The sequence below is a fragment of the Variovorax sp. W2I14 genome (assembly GCF_050435205.1).
In the GTDB taxonomy this organism is placed as follows: Bacteria; Pseudomonadota; Gammaproteobacteria; order Burkholderiales; family Burkholderiaceae_C; genus Variovorax; species Variovorax paradoxus_C.
Window position 1 is genome coordinate 3342736 of sequence record NZ_JBNDJX010000001.1, and the last position, 20081, is coordinate 3362816.

The window sequence follows — 20081 nt, forward strand, 5'->3', positions numbered from 1 at the left end:
ACTCGCCCCCAAGGAGCTTCGCCATGAGATTTCCTGTTGTTCTTGCGCTGTCGGCCGTTGCGCTCTCAGCCGCCCTTACCGGTTGCGTCGTTGCACCGGCCCAACCCGTCTATTCGGCGCCTCCGGGCGTGGCCTATATGGCGCCGACGTATGTGTCGCCAGGAATTGGTTTCGTGTGGGCGTACCACCCGCGCTACGGCTGGGGTTGGCACCATCCGCAATACGGCTGGCACCGCGGCTGGCGGTGAGCAAGGCTCGCCCCCGGCTGCGCGCACTTCGTGTCGCTTCTCCTACCCTCTACCGGGGGCAACACCAGAGGCCCGGCAAAGCCGGTTCCTCGGTGTTTCTGGAAGGGATGCCGCGGCTTTGCACGGCACGAGCCGGATCAGCTCGGCTCGGCGCTCTTGAACAGCGCCGCGACCTTGCGCTTGCTCTTGATGTTGCTCGAGATGCCGCGTGCAGGCGCTGCCTTGGCGGCGGCTTCCCATGCCGGTGTGGCATCGGCCGCGCCCGGCTCGTAGGGCTTGTCGAAGAACGGATCGCGCGGCGCCGAAGGCGCACGGTGCGGGCGTCCGCCGCCACCGCCGCTGCTGCGACGGGGAGCGTCGGCGCCGAAGCCGCTGCTGCTGCGTTCGCGCGGCTGGTCGAGCACGTCGCGTGCGTCGCCGGCTTCGCCTTCTTCGCGCCAGTGGCGGCGTCCGTCGTTGATGCGGCCGCGCGGGCGGTCTTCTTCGAACTCGACGGGTTCGAGCTCGATCTTCTTCTTGATCAGCTTCTCGATGTCGGCCACCAGGCGTGCATCGTTGCCGCCGCTCGCGAAGCTCACCGCCAGGCCCGAGGCGCCGGCGCGGCCGGTGCGGCCGATGCGGTGCACGTAGTCTTCGGCGTTGAACGGAATGTCGAAGTTGAAGACGGCGGGCACGTCCTTGATGTCGAGGCCGCGGGCCGCGACGTCGGTGCACACCAGGAGGTCGACTTCGCCGGCCTTGAACGAGGCGAGCGCCTTCAGGCGTTCGTCCTGGCTCTTGTCGCCGTGCAGTGCGGTGGTACGCAGACCGTCGCGCTCCAGCGAGCGTGCGAGGCGCGCGCAGCCGAGCTTGCTGTTGACGAACACGAAAGCCTGCGTGATGCCGCGCTGCTTGACGATCTGCTTGAGCGCACGGCGCTTGTCGTCGTCGGAGACGCTGTAGAAATGCTGCTCGACCGTAGAAGCCGTTTCGTTCGGCCGCGCCACTTCGATGGTGACCGGGTTCTGCAGGTAGCTGCCGGCCAGGCGCTTGATTTCAGGCGAGAACGTGGCCGAGAACAGGAGCGTGGTGCGCTGCTTGGGCAGGTAGCTCAGGATGCGCTGCAGGTCGGGCAGGAAACCGATGTCCAGCATGCGGTCGGCTTCGTCGAGCACCACGTATTCGACCTGGTTGAGCACCGCGTTCTTGGCTTCGATGTGATCGAGCAGCCGGCCCGGCGTGGCGACCAGCACTTCGACGCCCTTCTTCAATTCCAGCGTCTGCGGCTTCATGTCGATGCCGCCGAACACCACCGTGCTGCGCAGGTTCGTGTACTTGGCGTACAGCTTGACCTGTTGCGCGACCTGGTCGGCCAACTCGCGCGTGGGCAGCAGCACGAGCGCGCGCACCGGATGCCGCGCAGGCGAGGTGGAGGCGTTTTCGTGCTTGAGCATGCGCTGGAGCAGCGGGAGCGAAAACGCTGCCGTCTTGCCGGTGCCGGTCTGCGCGGCGCCCATCACGTCCTGACCCGACAGCACGACCGGAATGGCCTGCTCCTGGATCGGTGTCATGGTCTCGTAGCCCATTTCGGCTACGGCGCGGGCCAGCGGTTCTGCCAGCGAAAGATTGGAGAAGGAGCTTGTCATTGAGCCCGCTATTGTCGCATTGCCGCAAAAAACGGCAGTGACGGCGCGGTGACAACGTCCGCGCCGCCGGCATTGCTACTTATTCAATAGCATCGAAGTCAACAAGCATCGGGCCTTCGGCCCCATGAAGTTCAAAGATTCCGCGCGTTGAAGGTGTCGCACGACTTCATGTCGCCGCTTTGATAACCCGCGCCGAACCACTTCTGCCGCTGTGCGCTGGAGCCATGCGTGAAGCTGTCCGGCACCACTGCGCGGCCCGCGGAACGCTGCAGGGCGTCGTCGCCGATCTTCTGCGCGGCGTTCATCGCGGCCTCGATGTCGCCCGGGTCGAGCCACTTCTTCGACTCTTGCGAATGGTGCGCCCACACGCCCGCAAAGCAGTCGGCCTGCAGCTCGACGCGCACGCTCACCGCGTTGTTCTGCGACTGGCTCAGCCGCCCGCGCATGCCGTCGACCTTCGCGGTGATGCCCAGCTCGTCCTGCACGTGATGGCCGACCTCGTGTGCGATAACGTAGGCCTGTGCGAATTCGCCCGGCGCGCCGAGCTGGTTCTTGAGCGTGTCGTAGAAGCCCAGGTCGATGTAGACCTTCTTGTCGCCCGGGCAGTAGAACGGCCCCATCGCCGATTGCCCGGTGCCGCAAGCGGTGGGCGTGGCGCCGCGGAACAGCACGAGCCGGGGCGCCTGGTAGTTGCCGCCGTTCTTGCGGAAGATGTCGGTCCACACCACTTCGGTGTTCTTGAGCACGGTCGAGACGAAGGCCGCTTCGCGGTCGCCCGAAGGCGGCCTGGGCGCGGGGCCCTGCGGTGCCTGCTGCACCTGCTCGGTGCCACCGCCGCCGCTGAGCAAACTCAGCACGGTGAGCGGGTTGATGCCGAAGATCCATCCTGCGATCAGCGCGACCGCGATGGTGCCGATGCCGATGCCGCGTCCGCCGATGAAGCCGCCACCGCCGCCCCCACCACCTTCGCCGCGGCGATCTTCAACGTTGTCGGATTGTTCGTTGCCTTCCCATCTCATCGCAGTCTCCTTCCCGGCATTGCAGAAGTGTTGCCGGACCGTTGCAGGATGGTACTTGCCTCAGGGCGGCCCGGGGTAACCGGGCGTCAGTGCCGGGCCCGGTGGCGCGTCAGGTTTTCGGCAGAGTCACGCCGCGCTGGCCCTGGTACTTGCCGCCGCGATCCTTGTAGCTGGTCTCGCAGACTTCGTCGCTCTCGAAGAACAGCACCTGCGCGCAGCCTTCGCCCGCGTAGATCTTGGCGGGCAGCGGCGTGGTGTTGCTGAATTCCAGCGTCACGTAGCCTTCCCATTCGGGCTCGAACGGCGTCACGTTGACGATGATCCCGCAGCGCGCATACGTGCTCTTGCCCAGGCAAATGGTCAGCACGTTGCGCGGAATGCGGAAGTACTCGACGGTGCGCGCCAGCGCGAAGCTGTTGGGCGGGATGATGCAGTAGTCGCCATGCATGTCGACGAAGCTTTTCTCGTCGAAGTTCTTCGGGTCGACCACGGTGCTGTGGATGTTGGTGAAGACCTTGAATTCGGGCGCGCAACGGATGTCGTAGCCGTAGCTCGAGGTGCCGTAGCTGATGATCTTGTGGCCAGAGGCTTCGCGGACCTGACCGGGCTCGAAGGGCTCGATCATCCCAGTCTGCTCGGCCATGCGCCGGATCCATTTGTCGCTCTTGATGCTCATATGCGCTCGCTGCTGCTGCGGGGGAATCGGGGCCGAATTGTGGCACGGGCGCCCTCGGCGCCCTCCCCCGCAGAGGTCAGCCCGCCTGCGAGATCACCGTGCGCTCGATGAGCCGGTCGTCTCCCAGCACGATCATCGCGAAGAGCATTTCTTCCAGCGTGTTCGCCAGCTTCGTCTTGCGCGCCAGCAGCGGCGTGGCGGCGGGGTTGAGCACCAGGAAGTCGGCCTCGCAACCCGGCTGCAGGTTGCCGACCACCCCATCGAGCCCCAGCGAGCGCGCCGCGCCGCCGGTGTGGTGCCACCACAGCCGCGAGGGCGGAATGCTCAGGCCGGTCTTGGTCTGGCCTTCGCGGCCGACGTAGTAGGCGGCCAGCATGGTGTGGAAGGGGCTGAAGCTGGTGCCGCCGCCCACGTCGCTCGCGAGGCCGTACGGCGACTCGATGCGGTCGGCCGCGCCGAAGTCGAAGAAGCCGCTGCCCAGGAACAGGTTGCTGGTGGGGCTTACGGCGGCCGCGGTTTTCGTCTCGCGCATCAGGCGGCGGTCTTCGTCGTCGATGTAGATGCAGTGCGCGTACACGGCGCGCTCGCGCATCAGGCCGAAGCCGGCGTACACGTCGAGGTAGGAGCGCGACTTCGGATAGAGCTCCCGCGCCCACTTCACTTCGTCCTTGTTCTCGGCCACGTGCGACTGGATCCAGGTGTCGCCGTACTTCGCGGCCAGCTCGCCCGCGCCGCGCATCTGCGCGTCGGTGCTGGTCGGCGCAAAGCGCGGCGTGATGGCGTAGCCCAGGCGGTCGACGTTGTGCCACTTGCGGATCAGCGACTCGGTATCGACCAGGCTCTGCTCGGTTTCATCGCGCACGCCGTCGGGCGAGTTGCGGTCCTGCAGCACCTTGCCGGTGATCATTCGGAGGCCTCGGCGCTGCGCGCTCTCGAAGAAGGCATCGACCGAGGCCACGTGCGAGGTCGCGAAGGTGAGCGAGGTGGTCACGCCGTTGCGCAGCAGCTCGTCGAAGAACACGTCGGCCACTTCGCGCGAATGCGCCGGGTCGGCGAATTTGCTCTCTGCCGGAAAGGTGTAGTTCTCGAGCCAGGGCAAGAGGCCCGGCGACGGCGCGCCGATGATGTCGGTCTGCGGAAAGTGGATGTGCATGTCCACGAAGCCCGGCGCGAGGATGCGGCCCGGCAGGTGCGTCACCTCGGCATCGGGATGGCGCGGCGACACGGCGGCGTGGCTGCCGGCATCGACGACGCGCTGCCGGCCAGCGTTGTCGGGGCCGACGACCAGCAGGCCGTCTTCATCGAAAAGGGGCAGGCCGGCGTTGTCGAATCGCAGGAGGGAGGCGCGGTAGGCTTTTTTCATCGTGGCTGCGGAGGGTAATCCAGCCTCGCGCAGTCGCAATTTCCATGCGCATATGAGTGCTATATGCGAATGCACTCCCCGGCGGCCGCTCAGTCTTGCGGCAACACGTGCGACTGGATGTCGAACGGCACGCCGGGCGGCACGGGCCCGTCGCCATCCTTGCGCTTGGTCAGCAGCGCGTATTTCGACTCGATGAAGTAGACGCGGTCGCCCAGCACTGCGCCCGACGACGGATCGTTGAGCCCGGTCACCACCGTTTGCAGCCCGAGCTTCGCGCCATCGACGCGCGCCACCGTGACCTGCCCGCCATACGGCCCGTCGCCGAAGGCATTGCTCTCGAACAGCACCAGCCGCCCGGGTTGCCAGGCGCGGATCGCGTCGACGTTCTTCATCACACGCGGCGCCTCGATGCGCGTGACTTCGCCCGCCCGGCCGTCCGCGCCCAACCCGATGCGCAGCAGATGCGACGACTCCGCCACGAGGCTCACATAGACGTCGCGCCCGCCATCGATGGCGATGCCGTTCAGTCCCTTGTAGGGACCTTCGCCGGCAAGCGCCGGGTCTTCCTTCCAGACCGTGAGCGCGACCGCGCCCGGCGCGAGCCGCAGCACGCGCGGATGGAAGGAGTCGGTCACGTAGACGTTGCCGTGCGCGTCCTGCGCCAGGTCGTTGCAGTAGCCCGCATCGGGCATCGCATAGCTCGCATGCGGCGCACCGGTGGCGAGGTCGTAGCGCTTGAGCGCGCTCGGCGTCTGCGGCACGGTGGTGAAGCCGCTGTTGCCCGAGCAGACCCACAGGGCCCGGTGCTTCGCATCGACCAGCACGCCCTGCCCGTTCGCGAGGCCGTTGGCACCGGGCTTCACAAGCACCTCGGCTTTAGTCGCGGCGCCCGGCTTCAATCGCGCGACCGCGCCCTGGCGCCAGCTGCCGACGTAGAACGCGCCGTCCGGTCCGATGGCGACGCTCTCCGGATACCAGTCCTCGGGCAGCGCCTGCGTCGCGGGCGGTGCGGCAGTGGCCGCCGTCGCGGCAAGCGCGAGCAACGCGCCGGCCAGCCGTGCGCGCCCGCTCATTGCCATACGCGCAACACGCGCCCCGTCAGCGGGCCTTCGATGCTGCGCACGTATGCCAGCGCCACACGCGCGGCCGGCACGGTCTCGACGCCCGGAAAGAGCGCGCCATACGCCGCCAGCGATTCGGTCAGCAGCGTCGGACTCACCGCATTGATGCGCAGGCCGCGCGGCAGTTCGATTGCCGCTCCCTTCACGAAACCTTCAATCCCGGCATTCACCGCCGCCGCATTGCTCCCGCCGCGAACCGGGTCTTCGGCCGCGACGCCAGTGGTCAGCGTGATCGACCCACCATCGGCCAAAACGTGCTGCCCCAGCAACGCGAGCCGCACCTGGCCTAGGAGCTTGTCCTGCAGACCGACGTTGAAGTCGGCCGGCCGCATCTCGGCAATCGGCCCAAAGAACAGGCCACCGGCCGCCGAGACGATTGCATCCACGCGCCCCACCGCCGCATACAGCGCCTCGACGCTCGCATCGCTCGTGATGTCGACCTGCAGGTCGCCCCGCGTGCGCCCTGCGCGCACCACGTCGTGCCCGCGTTCGGCCAGAACCTGGACCACCGCACCGCCAATGGCACCCGTGGCGCCCACAACAAGAATCTTCATGAAAAACCTCGCCAAATGAATCAAGAGGAGCCCATTGTTTTGCGAACGGATAGTTTGATAAATTGCCGTTCGGTTCGGCAATTCGAAACTTTTGGTTCTCAATATGGACAAGCTGCGCGCCATGGAAGTCTTCGTCGCCACAGTGGACGCGGGCAGCTTCGTGGCGGCCGCCGAGGCGCTCGATCTCTCGGCCGTCATGGTCGGCAAGCACATCCGCGCGCTGGAGGCGCAACTGGGTGCGCGCCTGCTCGAACGCACCACGCGCCGCCATGCGCTCACGGAAATCGGCGCCGCCTACCTGGAGCGCTGCCGCGACGTGCTTGCGAGCGTGCACACCGCCGACGGCGTGGCCGAATCGCTGCGCGCGATGCCGCAAGGCGTGCTGCGCGTCACGGCGCCGGTGGCCTACGGCGCGCACCGGCTCACGCCCGTGATCGGCGACTACATCGCCGCCTATCCGCAGGTGAAGGTGGACCTGGTGCTCAACGACCGCGTGGTCGACCTGGCCGAAGAAGGCTTCGACTGCGGCATCCGCTCAGGGGCGGCGGTCGATGAACGCCTCATCGCGCGGCCGCTCGCATTGGCGCGCATGTTCGCGGTCGCAAGCCCCGCATGGGTCGCGCGTCACGGCCAGCCGAAGCACCCGTCGGACCTCGAAGCGTTTCCTCTGCTGGGCTTTGCCACCTGGGGCCCGGACCACGCATGGCGTTTCACGCGCGACGGCCAGACGGTGCATGTGCCGGTGCGCGGTCCGCTCACCACCAACAACGGACAAGCGCTGCTCGCCGCCGCAATGGCCGGCGTGGGAGTGATCGTGCAGGCCGATGCGCTCCTCGGCCCTGCCCTGGCGTCGGGGCAGGTGGTTCAGTTGCTGCCCGAGTGGCAACTGCCGACGCGCGCCGTGCACATCATGCGATTGCCCGAAGCGCGGCCTAGCGCCAAGCTGCGGACCTTCGTCGACTTCGTTGTGGAGCGATTGGGCTAATCAGCGCGTCACGCGGCCCTGCACGCCCTCGACCAGCCAGTTCATCTTGAGGATCTGCTCGTCGTTCAGTTGCGCGCCCTTGGCGATCACGACGCGGCCCTCGTTGTCGCGCACATCGGCGCTTACCGCGCGAAACGGCTGCAGCTTGCCGGCCGCGACGTCCTGCTGCCGCGCCAGCACTTCCTGCTGCACGGCCTTGGGCACCTTGGTGCCGAAGTCGCCGACGCGGATCATCCCTTCCTTCACGCCGCCCCAGAGATTGCCGCTCTTCCAGGTGCCATCGAGCACGGCTTTTGCGCGCTGCGTGTAGTAGCCGCCCCACTGGTGCGTGACCGCGACGATCTGCGCATCGGGCGCGATCTTGCGCATGTCGGAGTGGTACGCAATGGCCATCTTGCCGCGCTCCTGCGCCGCGGCCATCACGGCCGTGGAGCCGGTGTGGAAGGCGACGACGTCGGCGTTCTGGTTGAAGAGCGCCATGGCCGCATCGCGCTCCTTCGGCGGATCGAACCACTCGTTGAGCCACACCACGACGACCTTCGCATTCGGGTTCACCGAGCGCATGCCCAGCGTGAACGCGTTGATGCCCTGCAGCACCTCCGGAATCGGAAAACCCGCCACATAGCCCGCGACGTTCGTCTTCGTCATGCGCCCTGCCGCGATGCCCGCGAGATAGCGGCCTTCGTAGTAGCGCGCATTGGCGGTCGCGACATTGGCCGCGGGCTTGTAGCCGGTGATCGACTCGAACTTCACATCGGGGAAATCGCGCGCCACCTTCAGCGTCGGCTCCATGTAGCCGAAGCTGGGCGTGAAGATGAGCTTGTTGCCCTGCTGCGCGAGATCACGGATCACGCGTTCCGCATCGGCGCCTTCCGCCACGTTCTCGACGAAGGTGGTTTTCACCTTCGCGCCGAGCGCCGCATCGACGGCCTTGCGGCCCTCTTCATGCTGGCGCACCCAGCCGGCATCGGTGACCGGCGTGACGTAGACGAAGCCGATCTTCAGCGGTGCATTGGGCGCCGGCGTTTGCGAAAAAGCGGGAGATAAAAAACAGGCGGTCACCCACGCCAGAACGGCGCGGCCCGCGAGGTTTTTGTACATGGTGGTCCTCTACATGGCCCCGGAAAAGCAAAAACCCGCAGTCGGCCGGGACGCCCAACTGCGGGATGCGGATTTTAGTGCGACCGTTTCAGGCCACCGCTGCTGCCTCTGCGCTCGCGCCTTTCACGCCATAACGAGCGGCAGGCACCGAACTGGAAATCCGGCCCGACATGGCGCGCCGCGCCGCATCGAAAGCGTCCCACTCGTCCTGGTTGGGCAGCGACGGGATCGTGACCTTCTCGCCCTGGTCGAGACCCGCGAGCGCGGCATCGACCATGTCTTCCGCGCTCATGACGATCGCGCTCGGCAGGTGCTCCACCGGCAAGCCCGCAATGCCCCAGAACTCGGTGGCGGTCGCGCCCGGCAGCACGGCCTGCACGCGCACGCCCTTGTCGCCCACCTCATGCTGCAGCGACTGGCTGAGCGCGAGCACGAAGGCCTTGCTGCCGCCGTACACGCCGTTGAGCGTTTCGGGCGAAACCGCCACGATGGACGCGATGTTCACCAGCGTTCCCGCGCCCCGCGCCACAAAGCCCGGCACGGCCGCATACGTGAGGCGCGTGAGCGCATTCACGTTGATCGCGATCATCTCTTCCATCTTCTCGATGTCCGAGGCGAGCAGCGGCGCGGTGGCGCCGACGCCGGCGTTGTTCACCAGCAGCGTGAGCTCGCGGTTCGTGCGGATGGCGGCTTCGACGCGCGCGATGTCTTTCTTGTCCGTGAGATCGGCAGCGATCGTCTCGATCTTGCGGCCCGTCTCCGTCGTGAGCCTGGCGGCCAGCGCCTGCAGTCGATCGCCGCTACGCGCGACCAGCACGAGGTCGAAGCCGCGGCGGGCGAGCCGGTCGGCGTAGACGGCGCCAATGCCTGAAGAAGCGCCGGTGATGAGGGCTGTGCCCTTGGGTGTTGCAGTCATTGGAGGTTCCTTTGGAAGCCGCGTCGGTGCGGCATGAAAGGAAGTTTCCCCCTTCAAGGTTATGGCGTAAATGTCATATAAACCTCTTTTTACGCCACTTCCGAAATTTGCCTGGCCACCCGGCGAACGGCCTGTGGCGGCTGGCCCAGCGTGCGCAGGAACGCGCGGCGCATGCGCTCAGGGTCGCCGAAGCCCGTTTCATCGGCCACCACGTTGAGCGCCAGGCCGCCCGCGTCGATCAACGCCTTCGCCGCTTCTACGCGCAGGTGCTCGACGGCCTGCGCGGGCGACTGGCCGGTTTCCGACTTGAAGGCACGGCTGAACTGGCGCGGGCTCAGGTGCGCCACTTCGGCAAGGTCTTCGACCGAGAGCGCACCGCGCAGGTTGGCGCGCGCATGCACCAGTGCCTGCTGGATGCGGTCGGACTTGGGCTCCAGTTCGAGCAGCGCCGAATACTGCGATTGCCCGCCCGCCCTGCGGTGGTAGACGACAAGGTTCTTCGCGACCATGCGTGCGGCCTCCACACCCAGGTCTTCCTCCACCAGCGCGAGCATCAGGTCGATGCCCGCGGTCATGCCGGCCGATGTCCAGAGCGAGCCGTCGTTGATGAAGATGCGGTCCGGCTGCACCTTGGCCAGCGGATGGCGCTTCTGCAGCTCCTGCGCGAAGGCCCAGTGCGTGGTCACGCGCCGGCCGTCCAGCAGCCCCGCGTCCGCAAGACCGAATGCGCCGGTGCAGATGCTGGCCATGCGCCGAGCGTTGCGCTGGCCCGTGCGCAGCATCCTGCAAAGCCCTTCGGAGGTCGGCTCGATGGTGAGCGCGCCGGTCATCACCAGCGTGTCGAACTTCGATGCGGTCAACCGCTTCGTCTCGACGCCGATGCCCGACGAACTGGGAATGACGCCGCCGGTTTCCGATAGCAGCTCGACCTTGTAGACCGGCTTGCCCGCGTGCTTGTTGGCCAGCTCGAAGGCGGCGACGGCGGCCAGATCGAGGATCTGGAAGCCCGGAAAAACGACGACGGCGATGCGCTTCTGCATGATGTCCTGAAAAGAGGTAATTTCGACATTCCGGCCGAAAGGCTACGTGACATCCTCCGACCGGTCAATCAGCCGTCCCACGCGGCATACAACAGAAAGAACCGCTATGAAAGTCAATGGAATCGAACGGCCGGTCGACGTCGACGGCGACACGCCCGTGCTCTGGGTGCTGCGCGACGTGCTCGGCATGACGGGCACCAAGTTCGGCTGCGGCCTGGGCATGTGCGGGGCCTGCACGGTGCACATCGACGGCGTGGCCACGCGCTCGTGCATCACGCCGGTCGAATCGGTGAACAAGGCGAACGTGGGCACCATCGAATCGCTCGCGGGCACGCGCGTCGGACGCGCACTGCAGAAGGCCTGGCTCGACCTGGACGTCGTGCAATGCGGCTACTGCCAATCGGGCCAGCTGATGTCGGCCACGGCCCTTCTGAGCAAGAACACATCCCCCACCGACGAAGAGATCGATGGCGCCATGAGCGGCAACATCTGCCGATGCGGCACCTATGTGCGCATCCGCGCCGGCATCAAGGAAGCGGCACTCGCTCTTTCCGGCAAGACAGCAGCACCAGCAAAGAAGGCGGCCTGACATGATCCTCGATCGATTGACGACCCCTGAAGCCGACACCGCGCTGTCGCGCCGCAGCTTTCTCTCGGTGGGCGCCGCGCTCGGCGGCGGCCTGCTCATCGGCGTCGGCTTCGGCGTCGCCCCTTCCACCGCCGATGCGGCCGGTCCCACTGCTGCGGCCTGGGCACCCAATGCCTTCGTGCGCATCGCCCCCGATGGCCAGGTGACAGTGGTCATGGGCTTTATCGAAATGGGCCAGGGCACGTACACGAGCATCCCCATGCTGATTGCCGAGGAACTGGAGATCGACCTCGCCGGCGTGCGCCTCGAACACGCGCCGCCCAGCGACAAGCTCTACGGCAACCCGCTGCTGGGCTTCCAGGTGACCGGCGGCTCCACCACCATCCGCGGTGCCTACGAGCCGATGCGGCGCGCAGGCGCCACGGCCCGCACGGTGCTCGTGCAGGCCGCGGCGCAGCGCTGGCGCGTCGAGCCGGCCTCGTGCCGCGCCGTGCGCGGCGAGGTGGTCCACACCGCGAGCGGACGCCGCCTAAAGTACGGCGCGCTGGTCGCCGATGCCGCCAAGCTCCCCGTGCCCGAGAAGGTCGAGCTCAAGCCGCAAGCCGACTTCAAACTGATCGGCACACCGGCCAGGCGCCTGGACAGCGCCGCCAAGGTGAACGGCACCGCGATGTACGGCATCGATGCGCGCCTGCCCGGCATGAGGGTCGCCACGCTCAAGCAGTCGCCGGTGTTCGGCGGCCGCGTGCGCAGCGTCGATGACGCTGCCGCGCTGAAGGTGCGCGGCGTGCGCCAGGTCGTGCGGCTCGACGACTGCGTGGCGGTCGTCGCCGACCACATGGGCGCGGCGAAAAAGGGCCTGGCCGCTCTCGTCATCGAATGGGATGACGGCGCCAACGCCAAGGTGAGCACCGAAAGCATCGTGCAGGCGATGGCTGCGGCCTCGCAGAAGCAAGGCGCGGTCGTGCGCAAGGAAGGCGACAACGCCAAGGCCATGGCCGGCGCGGCGCAGCGCCTGGAGGCCGTCTACGAAGTGCCCTTCCTCATCCACGCGGCGATGGAGCCCCTCAACTGCACCGTGCACGTGCGCAAGGACAGTTGCGAGGTGTGGGTCGGCACGCAGGTGCTCACGCGCGCGCAGGCCGCGGCCGCCGCGGTCACGGGCCTGCCGGTGGAGAAGGTGACGGTGCACAACCACCTGCTCGGCGGCGGCTTCGGCCGGCGGCTGGAGGTCGACAGCGTCACGCGCGCCGTGCAGATCGCGCAGAAGGTCGACGGCCCCGTCAAGGTGATCTGGACGCGGGAAGAAGACACGCAGCACGACATGTACCGCCCCTACTTCTACGACCGCGTGAGCGCCGGGCTCGACGCACAGGGCAAGCCGGTCGCGTGGAGCCACCGCATCACCGGCTCCTCGATCCTCAAGCGCTGGCTGCCGCCGGCCTACAACAACAACTTCGACCCTGAGACCATCGACGGCGCCGAGAAGCCGCCCTACGCGCTGCCGAACATCCTGGTCGACTACGTGAACCACGAGCCGCCGGTGCCGACCGCGTTCTGGCGCGGCGTCGGTCCGACGCACAACGTCTTCGTGGTCGAGAGCTTCATCGACGAACTCGCGGCCGCCGCGAAGACCGACCCCGTCGCCTTTCGCACCGCGCTGCTCGCGCAGAACCCGCGCGCGCTGGCGGTGCTGAAGCTCGCCGCCGAGAAATCCGGCTGGGGCCAGCCCCTGCCGGCGGGCCAGGGGCGCGGCGTGTCGCTGCAATTCGCCTTCGGCACCTTCATGGCGCTGGTGGTGGATGCGGAGGTCACCAAGTCGGGCGACGTGAGCGTCAAGCGCGTGGTCTGCGCGCTCGACGCGGGCGTGATCGTCAACCCCGACACCGTGCAGGCCCAGGTGCAGAGCAGCGTCATCTTCGGCATCTCGGCCGCGCTCTGGGGCAAGGCAACGGTGAAGGACGGACGCATCGAGCAATCGAACTTCCACGACGTGCGCGTGGTGCGGATGAACGAGACGCCCATCATCGAGACCCACATCGTCGCGAGCAAGGAAGCGCCCGGCGGCATGGGCGAGCCCGGCACCTCGGGGCTGGCGCCGGCGCTGACGAACGCCGTCTTCGCGGCGACGGGCAAGCGGGTGCGCAAGCTGCCGATCGATCCCGAGCAGCTCAAGACGGCCTGACCGGCGGCCGATCGGTCACACGAACGGCGCGCGCGGCGCGCACCCATGCAACGCCACGATGGGTGCCGCCGCGAATCGGCAGGCGCGCCTTCGCCCATGCGGCGGGACAATGGTTCGCCCCATGACGAACCCGACAATTTCCGCCAGCAGCGTCGCTGCGCACGCGCATTGGCAGCGCAACCTCGCCGTCTGCATGTTCGGCTCCTTCACCACCATCGTGGCGATGACGCTGCTGCTGCCCTTCCTGCCGCTCTACGTCGAGCAACTGGGCGTGCAGGACCATGCGACCATCGTGCAATGGTCCGGCGCGGCCTACGGCGCCACCTTCTTCAGCGCTGCGCTGGTCGCGCCGCTGTGGGGGCGCCTGGCCGACCGCTATGGCCGCAAGCCGATGCTGATCCGCGCGAGCCTGGGCATGGCGGTGGCGATGGCGCTCATCGGCATGGCGGGCAACGTGTGGCAACTGGTCGGCCTGCGTCTGCTCGCGGGCTTGCTGGGCGGCTACGCCTCGGGCTCGATGGTGCTGGTCGCCACGCAGACGCCGAAGGACCGCACCGGCTGGGCGCTCGGCACGATGTCCTCGGCCATCATGGCCGGCAACCTCGTGGGTCCGCTGGTCGGTGGCGCGCTGCCGCCGCTCATCGGCATCCGGGCGACCTTCTTCGCGGCGGGCGCGATGATCTTCGTGGCCTTTCTCGCGACCGCCTTCATGATCCGCGAAGAGAAGAAGGCACCGTCGGCCTCGAAGCACGGCGACGCCTCCGACACCGGCTGGGCCGCCATTCCCGACAAGCGCCCGCTCATCGCGATGCTCTTCACCGGCATGCTGCTGATGCTGGCCAACATGTCGATCGAACCGATCATCACCGTCTACGTCGCCACGCTGGTCGAAGACCCGGATCGTGTGACGATGATGGCCGGCCTCGTGATGTCCGCAGCCGCGCTCGGCAGCATCCTCTCGGCCTCTCGCCTGGGCAAGCTGGCCGACCGCATCGGGCACTGGAACGTGATCGTCGGGTGCCTCGCGGTGTCGGCACTGCTGCTGATTCCGCAGGCCTTCGTCACCTCGGGCTGGCAGCTGGTGGTGCTGCGCTTCCTGATGGGGCTCTCGCTCGGCGGGCTGCTGCCCTGCATCGCGAGCGTGATCCGCCACAACGTGCCCGAGCGCGTGGCCGGCAACATGCTCGGGTACTCGACCTCGGCGCAGTACACGGGGCAGGTCGCCGGGCCGCTGCTCGGCGGCTTCGTGGGCGGGCACATCGGCATGCGGGCGGTGTTCCTCGGCACCTGTGTGCTGATGGCCGCAGGCGCTGGATGGAACTGGCTCGCCCAGCGAGCGGCCGCATCAGCTGAGCGCTGACGATCACCGTCGGCACCCGCCGCGCAGGCCCGCTGGTGTCCAGCGCGACTCAGTGAAACTGCGCAGCCTCCACCTGCACATGCTGTCGCACAGCCTCCAGCAGCAGTGACGCGAGCCGGCCGACCGGGGCCTCGGCATTGGCCTGCGCGCGATAGAGCGCCATCGACATCTGCGGCAGCGCCGGCAGGCCGACCGCCGTGCGGTCAATGGCGCGCACATGCGATGGCAGCCCGAAAGGCGTGCGCACCGTGAGGCCGAGGCCCGCCGAACTCGCGGCCCACAGTGCAGCGAGGCTTGCGCTGGTGAACGCATGGCGCCACGGCACGCCGGCGCGGTCGAGCGTGTTGGTGACGATGTCGCGCAGCGGGCACGGCGCATCGAGCAGCACCAGCGGCAGCGGTTCCTTCGACTTGCGCGCGCCGCGGCCTGCGCCATCGCGGCGCTCGCGCTCCTTCCACCAGGCCGCATCGAGCATGTCGCCGGACGCGGGGCCGATCCATTGCAGTGGCAGCCGCGCCACGCGCTCGGCATGCAGCGACGGCGGTTGGTCGCCCGCGTCCCACGCCAGCGCGAGGTCGAGCTTGCCGAGTTCGAGGCGCTCGCGCAATTCGGCGCTGCGCGCCACGCAGGCCTCGATGCGCACCTTGGGATGCGCACGCGCAAAGCGCCCGAGCACCGCGGGCAGCAGCGTCTCGCCGAAGTCTTCCTGCAGGCCCAGGCGCACCCAGCCCTCGAGGTCGGCGCCGCGCATGGCGGCGCTCGCTTCTTCGTTGAGCTCGAGCATGCGATGTGCGTAGGCCAGCAAGGTTTCGCCGGCATCGGTGAGTTCCAGGCCACGGCCGGCCTTGCGGAACAGAACGGTGCCGGCCTGCGCCTCCAGCTTCTTCAATTGCGCGCTCACCGCGGAAGTGGAGCGCCCCAGCCGGTCGGCCGCGCGGGCATAGCTGCCGAGTGCGATGCCGGTGGAAAAACTGCGCAGCACGTCGAGATCGAACATCACCTGGGACATGGATTCATCCTTTTTCAATCATCCTGATTTTTGGGACGGTTCACTCATTATTTCTGATTTTCAAAACCTTGGCAACGGCGGAAACTTCGCCGCACCATGACCCAGTCGTCTCTTTCTCCTTCGTATTCGCCCCGCCACCGCTGGAAGGTGCTGGCCGCGGGCGTGGCCGCCAATGCGGCGTTCTCAGTGGCCTTCAGCGGCATTCCCATGACTGCCGTGCTGATGCGCACCGGCTACCAACTGGACAACGCGACGCTCGGCCTCGTGCTCGGCCTCATGGGCCTCGGCATCGCGGTGAGCGAGCTGCCGTGGGGCCTTTTGACCGACCGCTGGGGCGATCGGCCGGTGCTGCTGACCGGACTCGGCAGCACCGCGATCGCGCTCGTGGCAATGGCGCTCTGGGCCGCTCCGAGCGCGCAGCACATCCCCGGCCTCGGCTGGCTTGCCGCGGGCTTGCTGCTGGTCGGCCTCCTGGGCGGCAGCGTCAATGGCGCGAGCGGCCGCGCGGTGATGACGTGGTTCGCCGCGGGCGAGCGCGGGCTCGCGATGAGCATCCGCCAGACCGCCGTGCCGCTGGGCGGCGGCATCGGCGCGCTCGTGCTGCCGTTCGTCGCGCTGCACTTCGGCTTTGCTGCGCTCTACGGCCTGCTCGCGCTACTGTGTGCGCTGAGTGCGTTAATGAGCTGGGCATGGGTGCACGAGCCGCCGATTGCGAAGGATGCGCCACGCACCTCAGCGGCCACGGCCGAAGCTCCGAAGACCGGGCCGCTGCGCGACGCCCGCGTCTGGCGCATCGTGCTGGGCATCGGCATCCTTTGCGCGCCGCAATTCGCGGTGCTGTCCTTCGGCACGGTGTTCCTGCACGACTTCGGGCATGCGGGCCTCGCGACGATCACCGCGACCATGGTCTTCACGCAGGTCGGCGCGATGGTGATGCGCGTGTGGAGCGGCCGCTGGACCGACCGCCGCCGCAACCGCCCCGCCTACCTGCGCGCCTGCAGCGCACTCAGCGTGCTGCTCTTCGCAGCGCTCGCGGTGCTGGTGATGGCCGCGGGCACGCACACCGCCGATTCACTGGCGTTGCGCATTGCGCTGGTCGTGCTGCTGGGGGTGAGCGGCGTGTGCGTGTCGGCCTGGCACGGCGTGGCCTACACCGAGCTCGCCACGCTGGCCGGTGCGGCGCGCGCCGGCACCGCGCTGGGCATGGCGAACACCAGCGTGTTCCTGGTGTGCTTCGTCACGCCCTTCTCGATTCCGCACCTGCTCGCGCTGCAGGGCTGGCCGATGGTGTGGCTCGCGGCGAGCGCTTGCGCGCTGGTGGCGATGCCGCTGCTGGTGCCGCGGACCGCCGTTGCCGATCAGAAGCTCGCGAAGACGGCGTTGAGCCGGTCCACGTAGGCGCGCTTGGCTGCCACGTCGATGAAGCTGCCCTCGAAGCTGTTGGCCGCGAGCTGCCAGGCGTGCTGCACCTTGAGCCCGGTGGCTTCGAAGGTCTGCGTGAAGTTCTGGTTCATGTAGCCGCCGAAGTAGGCGGGGTCGTCCGAGTTGACCGTGGCAACGAGCCCCGCATCGAGCAGCGCGCCGAGGTTGTGCTTCGAGAGGTCGGGGAACACGCAGAGCTTGAGGTTCGACAGCGGGCACACGGTGAGCGGAACGCGGTCTTGCGCGAGCCGCTTCATCAGCGCCGGGTCTTTGGCGCTCTGCACGCCGTGGTCGACGCGCTCGACCTTCAGCACATCGAGCGCGCTCCACACGTATTCGGGCGGGCCTTCTTCGCCCGCATGCGCGACGAGGTGCAGGCCCAGCTCGCGGCAGCGTGCGAACACACGTGCGAACTTCTCGGGCGGATGGCCGACCTCGCTCGAATCGAGGCCCACGCCGAGAAACAAGTCGCGGAACGGCAGCGCCTGCTCCAACGTTTCGAAAGCCTCTTCTTCGCTCAGGTGGCGCAGGAAGCAGAGGATGAGCGATGCGCTCACGCCGAGCTTCGGCTGCGCATCGACGCAAGCGCGGTGCAAGCCGCTGACCACCGTTTCCATTGCCACGCCGCGCGCCGTGTGCGTCTGCGGGTCGAAGAACATCTCGGTGTGCACCACGTTGTCGGCCGCGGCGCGCTCCAGATAAGCCCAGGCCATGTCGTAGAAGTCCTGCTCCTTCAGCAGCACGCTCGCGCCGGCGTAGTAGATGTCCAGAAAGCTCTGCAGGTTGGTGAAGGCATAGGCCTTCCGCAGGTCTTCGACGCTGGCATACGGAATGGCCACGCCATTGCGCTGCGCGAGCGCGAAGATCAGTTCGGGTTCGAGCGAGCCTTCGATGTGCATGTGCAGCTCGGCCTTGGGCATGGCGCGCAGCAGCTCGGGGAGCCGGTCGGCGGGAATGTTGTCGAAGCGCGGGTCGTAGACAGGGCGGAAGTCGGTCATGGCGTGGGGCTGTGCGTTGTGATCCCGCACAGCATAAAGGCAGGCACGGCCCGCGCCATCGTGCGAAACGTATAGCCGTCAGTCGATGCCGCGGGCCGAGTTCGTGAGCGAGCGCGCGCACAGCAGCAGCGTCGGCGCGAGCTTGCGCACCGCCTCTTCCATGGTCCAGCGGCTGGTCGGCGCGACGATGTGCACCGATGCGACCGGTCGGCCCTGGCTGCCCACCACCGGAGCGGCAATCGTCATGTCGCCGAGGAACAGCTCTTCGGCATTGGTGGCGAAACCCTGCCGCCGCGCCTGGCGCAGCACCTCGAGGATCTCGTCGACGTCGGTGCGGGTGTGGGCGGTGTGCGGCACGCGATCCGACGCCTCGATGAGCGCCCGCGCCTCGTCTTCGGGCAGCGCGCCCAGGTAGGCGCGCCCCGAGGCGGTGCAGTACATCGGGATGCGGCTGCCGATCGGCATGTGCACCGGCACGAACTGCGCGCTCACGAAGCGCGCGACGTAGACCATGTCCAGCCCGTCGGGCTCGGTGAGACACGAAGTCTCGGCAGTCACCTTGGTCAGTTCCGCGAGGAACGGATTGGCCGCGTCGATCAGCGAATTGGCCGCCAGGTAGTTGAAGCCGATCTCCATCACGCGCGGCGTGAGCTGGTAGCGCCGCGTCTTCGGGTGCTTGCGCACGTAGCCAAGTTTTTCGAGCGTGAAGACCATGCGCTGCGCCGAGCTCTTGGTGATGTCGGTCGCCTCGGCCACGTCGGCCAGCGTCATGGTGCGCCGCCGGGCGCTGAAGGCCTGCAGCACGGCCAGGCCTTTCTCCAGCGACTGGTTGAACAAGAGGCTCGGGCTGTCTTCGGGAGCGGATTCGGGTGTGGCGTCCATGGCTGCGAAGTATAGCTATGTCGCCCTGAAATATCGAATATCGATACCAATGATTCGTCTAGTGGTTTTTCATTATTGATATGAGATTTGAAAGAATCGATTATTGGCATACATGTTGCAACGGCCCATCGCCCCTATCGACAGTTTTCCTTCTGCTCTTTCATCCACCTTTCCGAGGAGTGCTTCCGTGAATTCCATCGTTCATCGCATCGTTCACCGCCTTCGCCAACTGCACCAGCTTCGCCAGCTTGCCCTGGGCCTCTGCGTCGCTGGTGCCGCCTCGCTGGCCGGGGCGCAGGGCGCGGCGCCCGCGGCCTACAACGTGGGCGCCACTGCCACCGGCGTGCCGTTCACCTTTCTGGACGTGAAGACCAACACCATCCAGGGAATGATGGTGGACACCGTCACTGCCGTCGGCAAGGCCGGCGGCTTCGGCGTCAACGTGCAGCAGACGGTGTTCTCGGCACTCATTCCCTCGCTCACCGCCCGCAAGATCGACATCGTCTCGGCCGCAATGCTCAAGACCGCGGCGCGCCAGGAGGTGGTCGACTTCAGCGACCCGGTGTATTCGTACGGCGAGGGCCTGATCGTCAAGGCCGACGACGCCCGCGCGTACGTCTCGCTCGACGAGCTCAAGGGCGAGGTGGTCGGTGCGCAGGTCGGCACCGTGTTCCTGGACATGCTCACCAAGAAGGGCATCTTCAAAGAAGTTCGCAGCTACGACTCGGTGGCCGACATGACGCGCGACCTCTCGCTCGGCCGCATCAAGGCCGGCCTGGGCGACCAGCCCATCATTGCCTACCAGCTGCGGCAGAACACCTTTCCCGGCGTGAAGCTGGTCGAGAGCTACAAGCCGGTGAACGTGGGCGACGTGTGCCTGGTCGTGCGCAAGGGCGACACCGAAACCATGGCGCGGCTGAACAAGGCCATTGCCGCGATCAAGGCCGACGGCACTCTGGCGAAGATCGTCCAGAAGTGGGGCATCTGA

Annotated in this window: 19 protein-coding genes; 7 read left to right on the forward strand and 12 right to left on the reverse strand. The window is 67.4% G+C overall.

From position 1 onward, the window contains the following. The first annotated feature begins 23 nt into the window (after positions 1–23). A complete protein-coding gene (locus tag QF040_RS15760; protein WP_429611827.1) occupies positions 24–248 on the forward strand; it encodes a hypothetical protein in 225 nt (74 codons plus the stop codon). A 137-nt stretch (positions 249–385) separates the two neighbouring features. Here the strand turns inward: QF040_RS15760 and QF040_RS15765 are convergent, their stop codons facing one another. From QF040_RS15765 to QF040_RS15790, 6 genes are all read right to left on the reverse strand, one after another. Next, positions 386–1873, reverse strand: a complete 1488-nt coding sequence (locus QF040_RS15765) for a DEAD/DEAH box helicase (protein ID WP_429611828.1) — start codon at positions 1871–1873, stop codon at positions 386–388. Positions 1874–2004: 131 nt separating this feature from the next. Then, positions 2005–2892, reverse strand: coding sequence for a KPN_02809 family neutral zinc metallopeptidase (ypfJ, locus tag QF040_RS15770; RefSeq protein ID WP_429611829.1), 888 nt, complete (start codon positions 2890–2892; stop codon positions 2005–2007). A 109-nt stretch (positions 2893–3001) separates the two neighbouring features. Next, a complete protein-coding gene (gene dcd, locus QF040_RS15775; protein ID WP_013542862.1) occupies positions 3002–3568 on the reverse strand; it encodes a dCTP deaminase in 567 nt (188 codons plus the stop codon). Between the two features lie 76 nt (positions 3569–3644). Continuing rightward, positions 3645–4931, reverse strand: coding sequence for a guanine deaminase (guaD, locus tag QF040_RS15780; protein ID WP_429611830.1), 1287 nt, complete (start codon positions 4929–4931; stop codon positions 3645–3647). An 89-nt stretch (positions 4932–5020) separates the two neighbouring features. Then, a complete protein-coding gene (locus QF040_RS15785; protein ID WP_429611831.1) occupies positions 5021–6004 on the reverse strand; it encodes a hypothetical protein in 984 nt (327 codons plus the stop codon). Beyond that, on the reverse strand, positions 6001–6606 hold the full coding sequence (locus tag QF040_RS15790) for a short chain dehydrogenase (protein ID WP_429614658.1): 606 nt from the start codon (positions 6604–6606) through the stop codon (positions 6001–6003). Before QF040_RS15790 ends, QF040_RS15785 begins: the two co-directional genes overlap by 4 nt. A 121-nt stretch (positions 6607–6727) precedes the next feature. Here QF040_RS15790 and QF040_RS15795 point away from each other — a divergent pair, with 121 nt between their 5' ends. Continuing rightward, entirely contained in the window at positions 6728–7591 is an 864-nt protein-coding gene (locus QF040_RS15795) for a LysR family transcriptional regulator (protein ID WP_429611832.1), read from the forward strand. Here QF040_RS15795 and QF040_RS15800 read toward each other — a convergent pair whose 3' ends face one another. The 3 genes from QF040_RS15800 to QF040_RS15810 form a co-directional block, all read right to left on the reverse strand. After that, positions 7592–8692: a BMP family ABC transporter substrate-binding protein gene (locus QF040_RS15800; RefSeq protein ID WP_429611833.1), complete on the reverse strand. Its 1101-nt coding sequence runs from the start codon at positions 8690–8692 to the stop codon at positions 7592–7594. An 88-nt stretch (positions 8693–8780) separates the two neighbouring features. Next, positions 8781–9608: an SDR family NAD(P)-dependent oxidoreductase gene (locus tag QF040_RS15805; protein ID WP_429611834.1), complete on the reverse strand. Its 828-nt coding sequence runs from the start codon at positions 9606–9608 to the stop codon at positions 8781–8783. A gap of 89 nt (positions 9609–9697) precedes the next feature. Continuing rightward, positions 9698–10648, reverse strand: coding sequence for a GlxA family transcriptional regulator (locus QF040_RS15810; protein ID WP_429611835.1), 951 nt, complete (start codon positions 10646–10648; stop codon positions 9698–9700). 106 nt (positions 10649–10754) lie between these two features. On the opposite strand from QF040_RS15810, the gene QF040_RS15815 reads away from it, so the two are divergent. The 3 genes from QF040_RS15815 to QF040_RS15825 all read left to right on the forward strand — a co-directional run bounded on the left by QF040_RS15815 (position 10755) and on the right by QF040_RS15825 (position 14782). Further along, positions 10755–11237, forward strand: coding sequence for a (2Fe-2S)-binding protein (locus QF040_RS15815; protein WP_429611836.1), 483 nt, complete (start codon positions 10755–10757; stop codon positions 11235–11237). A gap of 1 nt (position 11238) precedes the next feature. Further along, a complete protein-coding gene (locus QF040_RS15820) occupies positions 11239–13422 on the forward strand; it encodes a molybdopterin cofactor-binding domain-containing protein (protein ID WP_429611837.1) in 2184 nt (727 codons plus the stop codon). 121 nt (positions 13423–13543) lie between these two features. After that, entirely contained in the window at positions 13544–14782 is a 1239-nt protein-coding gene (locus QF040_RS15825) for an MFS transporter (RefSeq protein WP_429611838.1), read from the forward strand. Between the two features lie 49 nt (positions 14783–14831). Here the strand turns inward: QF040_RS15825 and QF040_RS15830 are convergent, their stop codons facing one another. After that, positions 14832–15791 (reverse strand): LysR substrate-binding domain-containing protein, encoded by a 960-nt coding sequence (locus QF040_RS15830; protein ID WP_429611839.1) that lies wholly within the window; start codon positions 15789–15791, stop codon positions 14832–14834. Positions 15792–15887: 96 nt separating this feature from the next. Here QF040_RS15830 and QF040_RS15835 point away from each other — a divergent pair, with 96 nt between their 5' ends. Then, on the forward strand, positions 15888–17189 hold the full coding sequence (locus QF040_RS15835; protein ID WP_429611840.1) for an MFS transporter: 1302 nt from the start codon (positions 15888–15890) through the stop codon (positions 17187–17189). Here QF040_RS15835 and QF040_RS15840 read toward each other — a convergent pair. Further along, entirely contained in the window at positions 17150–18211 is a 1062-nt protein-coding gene (locus QF040_RS15840; protein WP_429611841.1) for an adenosine deaminase, read from the reverse strand. The two genes, QF040_RS15835 and QF040_RS15840, sit on opposite strands and share 40 nt — an antisense overlap. 78 nt (positions 18212–18289) lie before the next feature. Beyond that, positions 18290–19093, reverse strand: coding sequence for an IclR family transcriptional regulator (locus tag QF040_RS15845; RefSeq protein WP_429611842.1), 804 nt, complete (start codon positions 19091–19093; stop codon positions 18290–18292). A 187-nt stretch (positions 19094–19280) separates the two neighbouring features. Between QF040_RS15845 and QF040_RS15850 the strand changes: the two genes are divergently transcribed. Beyond that, a complete protein-coding gene (locus tag QF040_RS15850) occupies positions 19281–20081 on the forward strand; it encodes an ABC transporter substrate-binding protein (RefSeq protein ID WP_429611843.1) in 801 nt (266 codons plus the stop codon).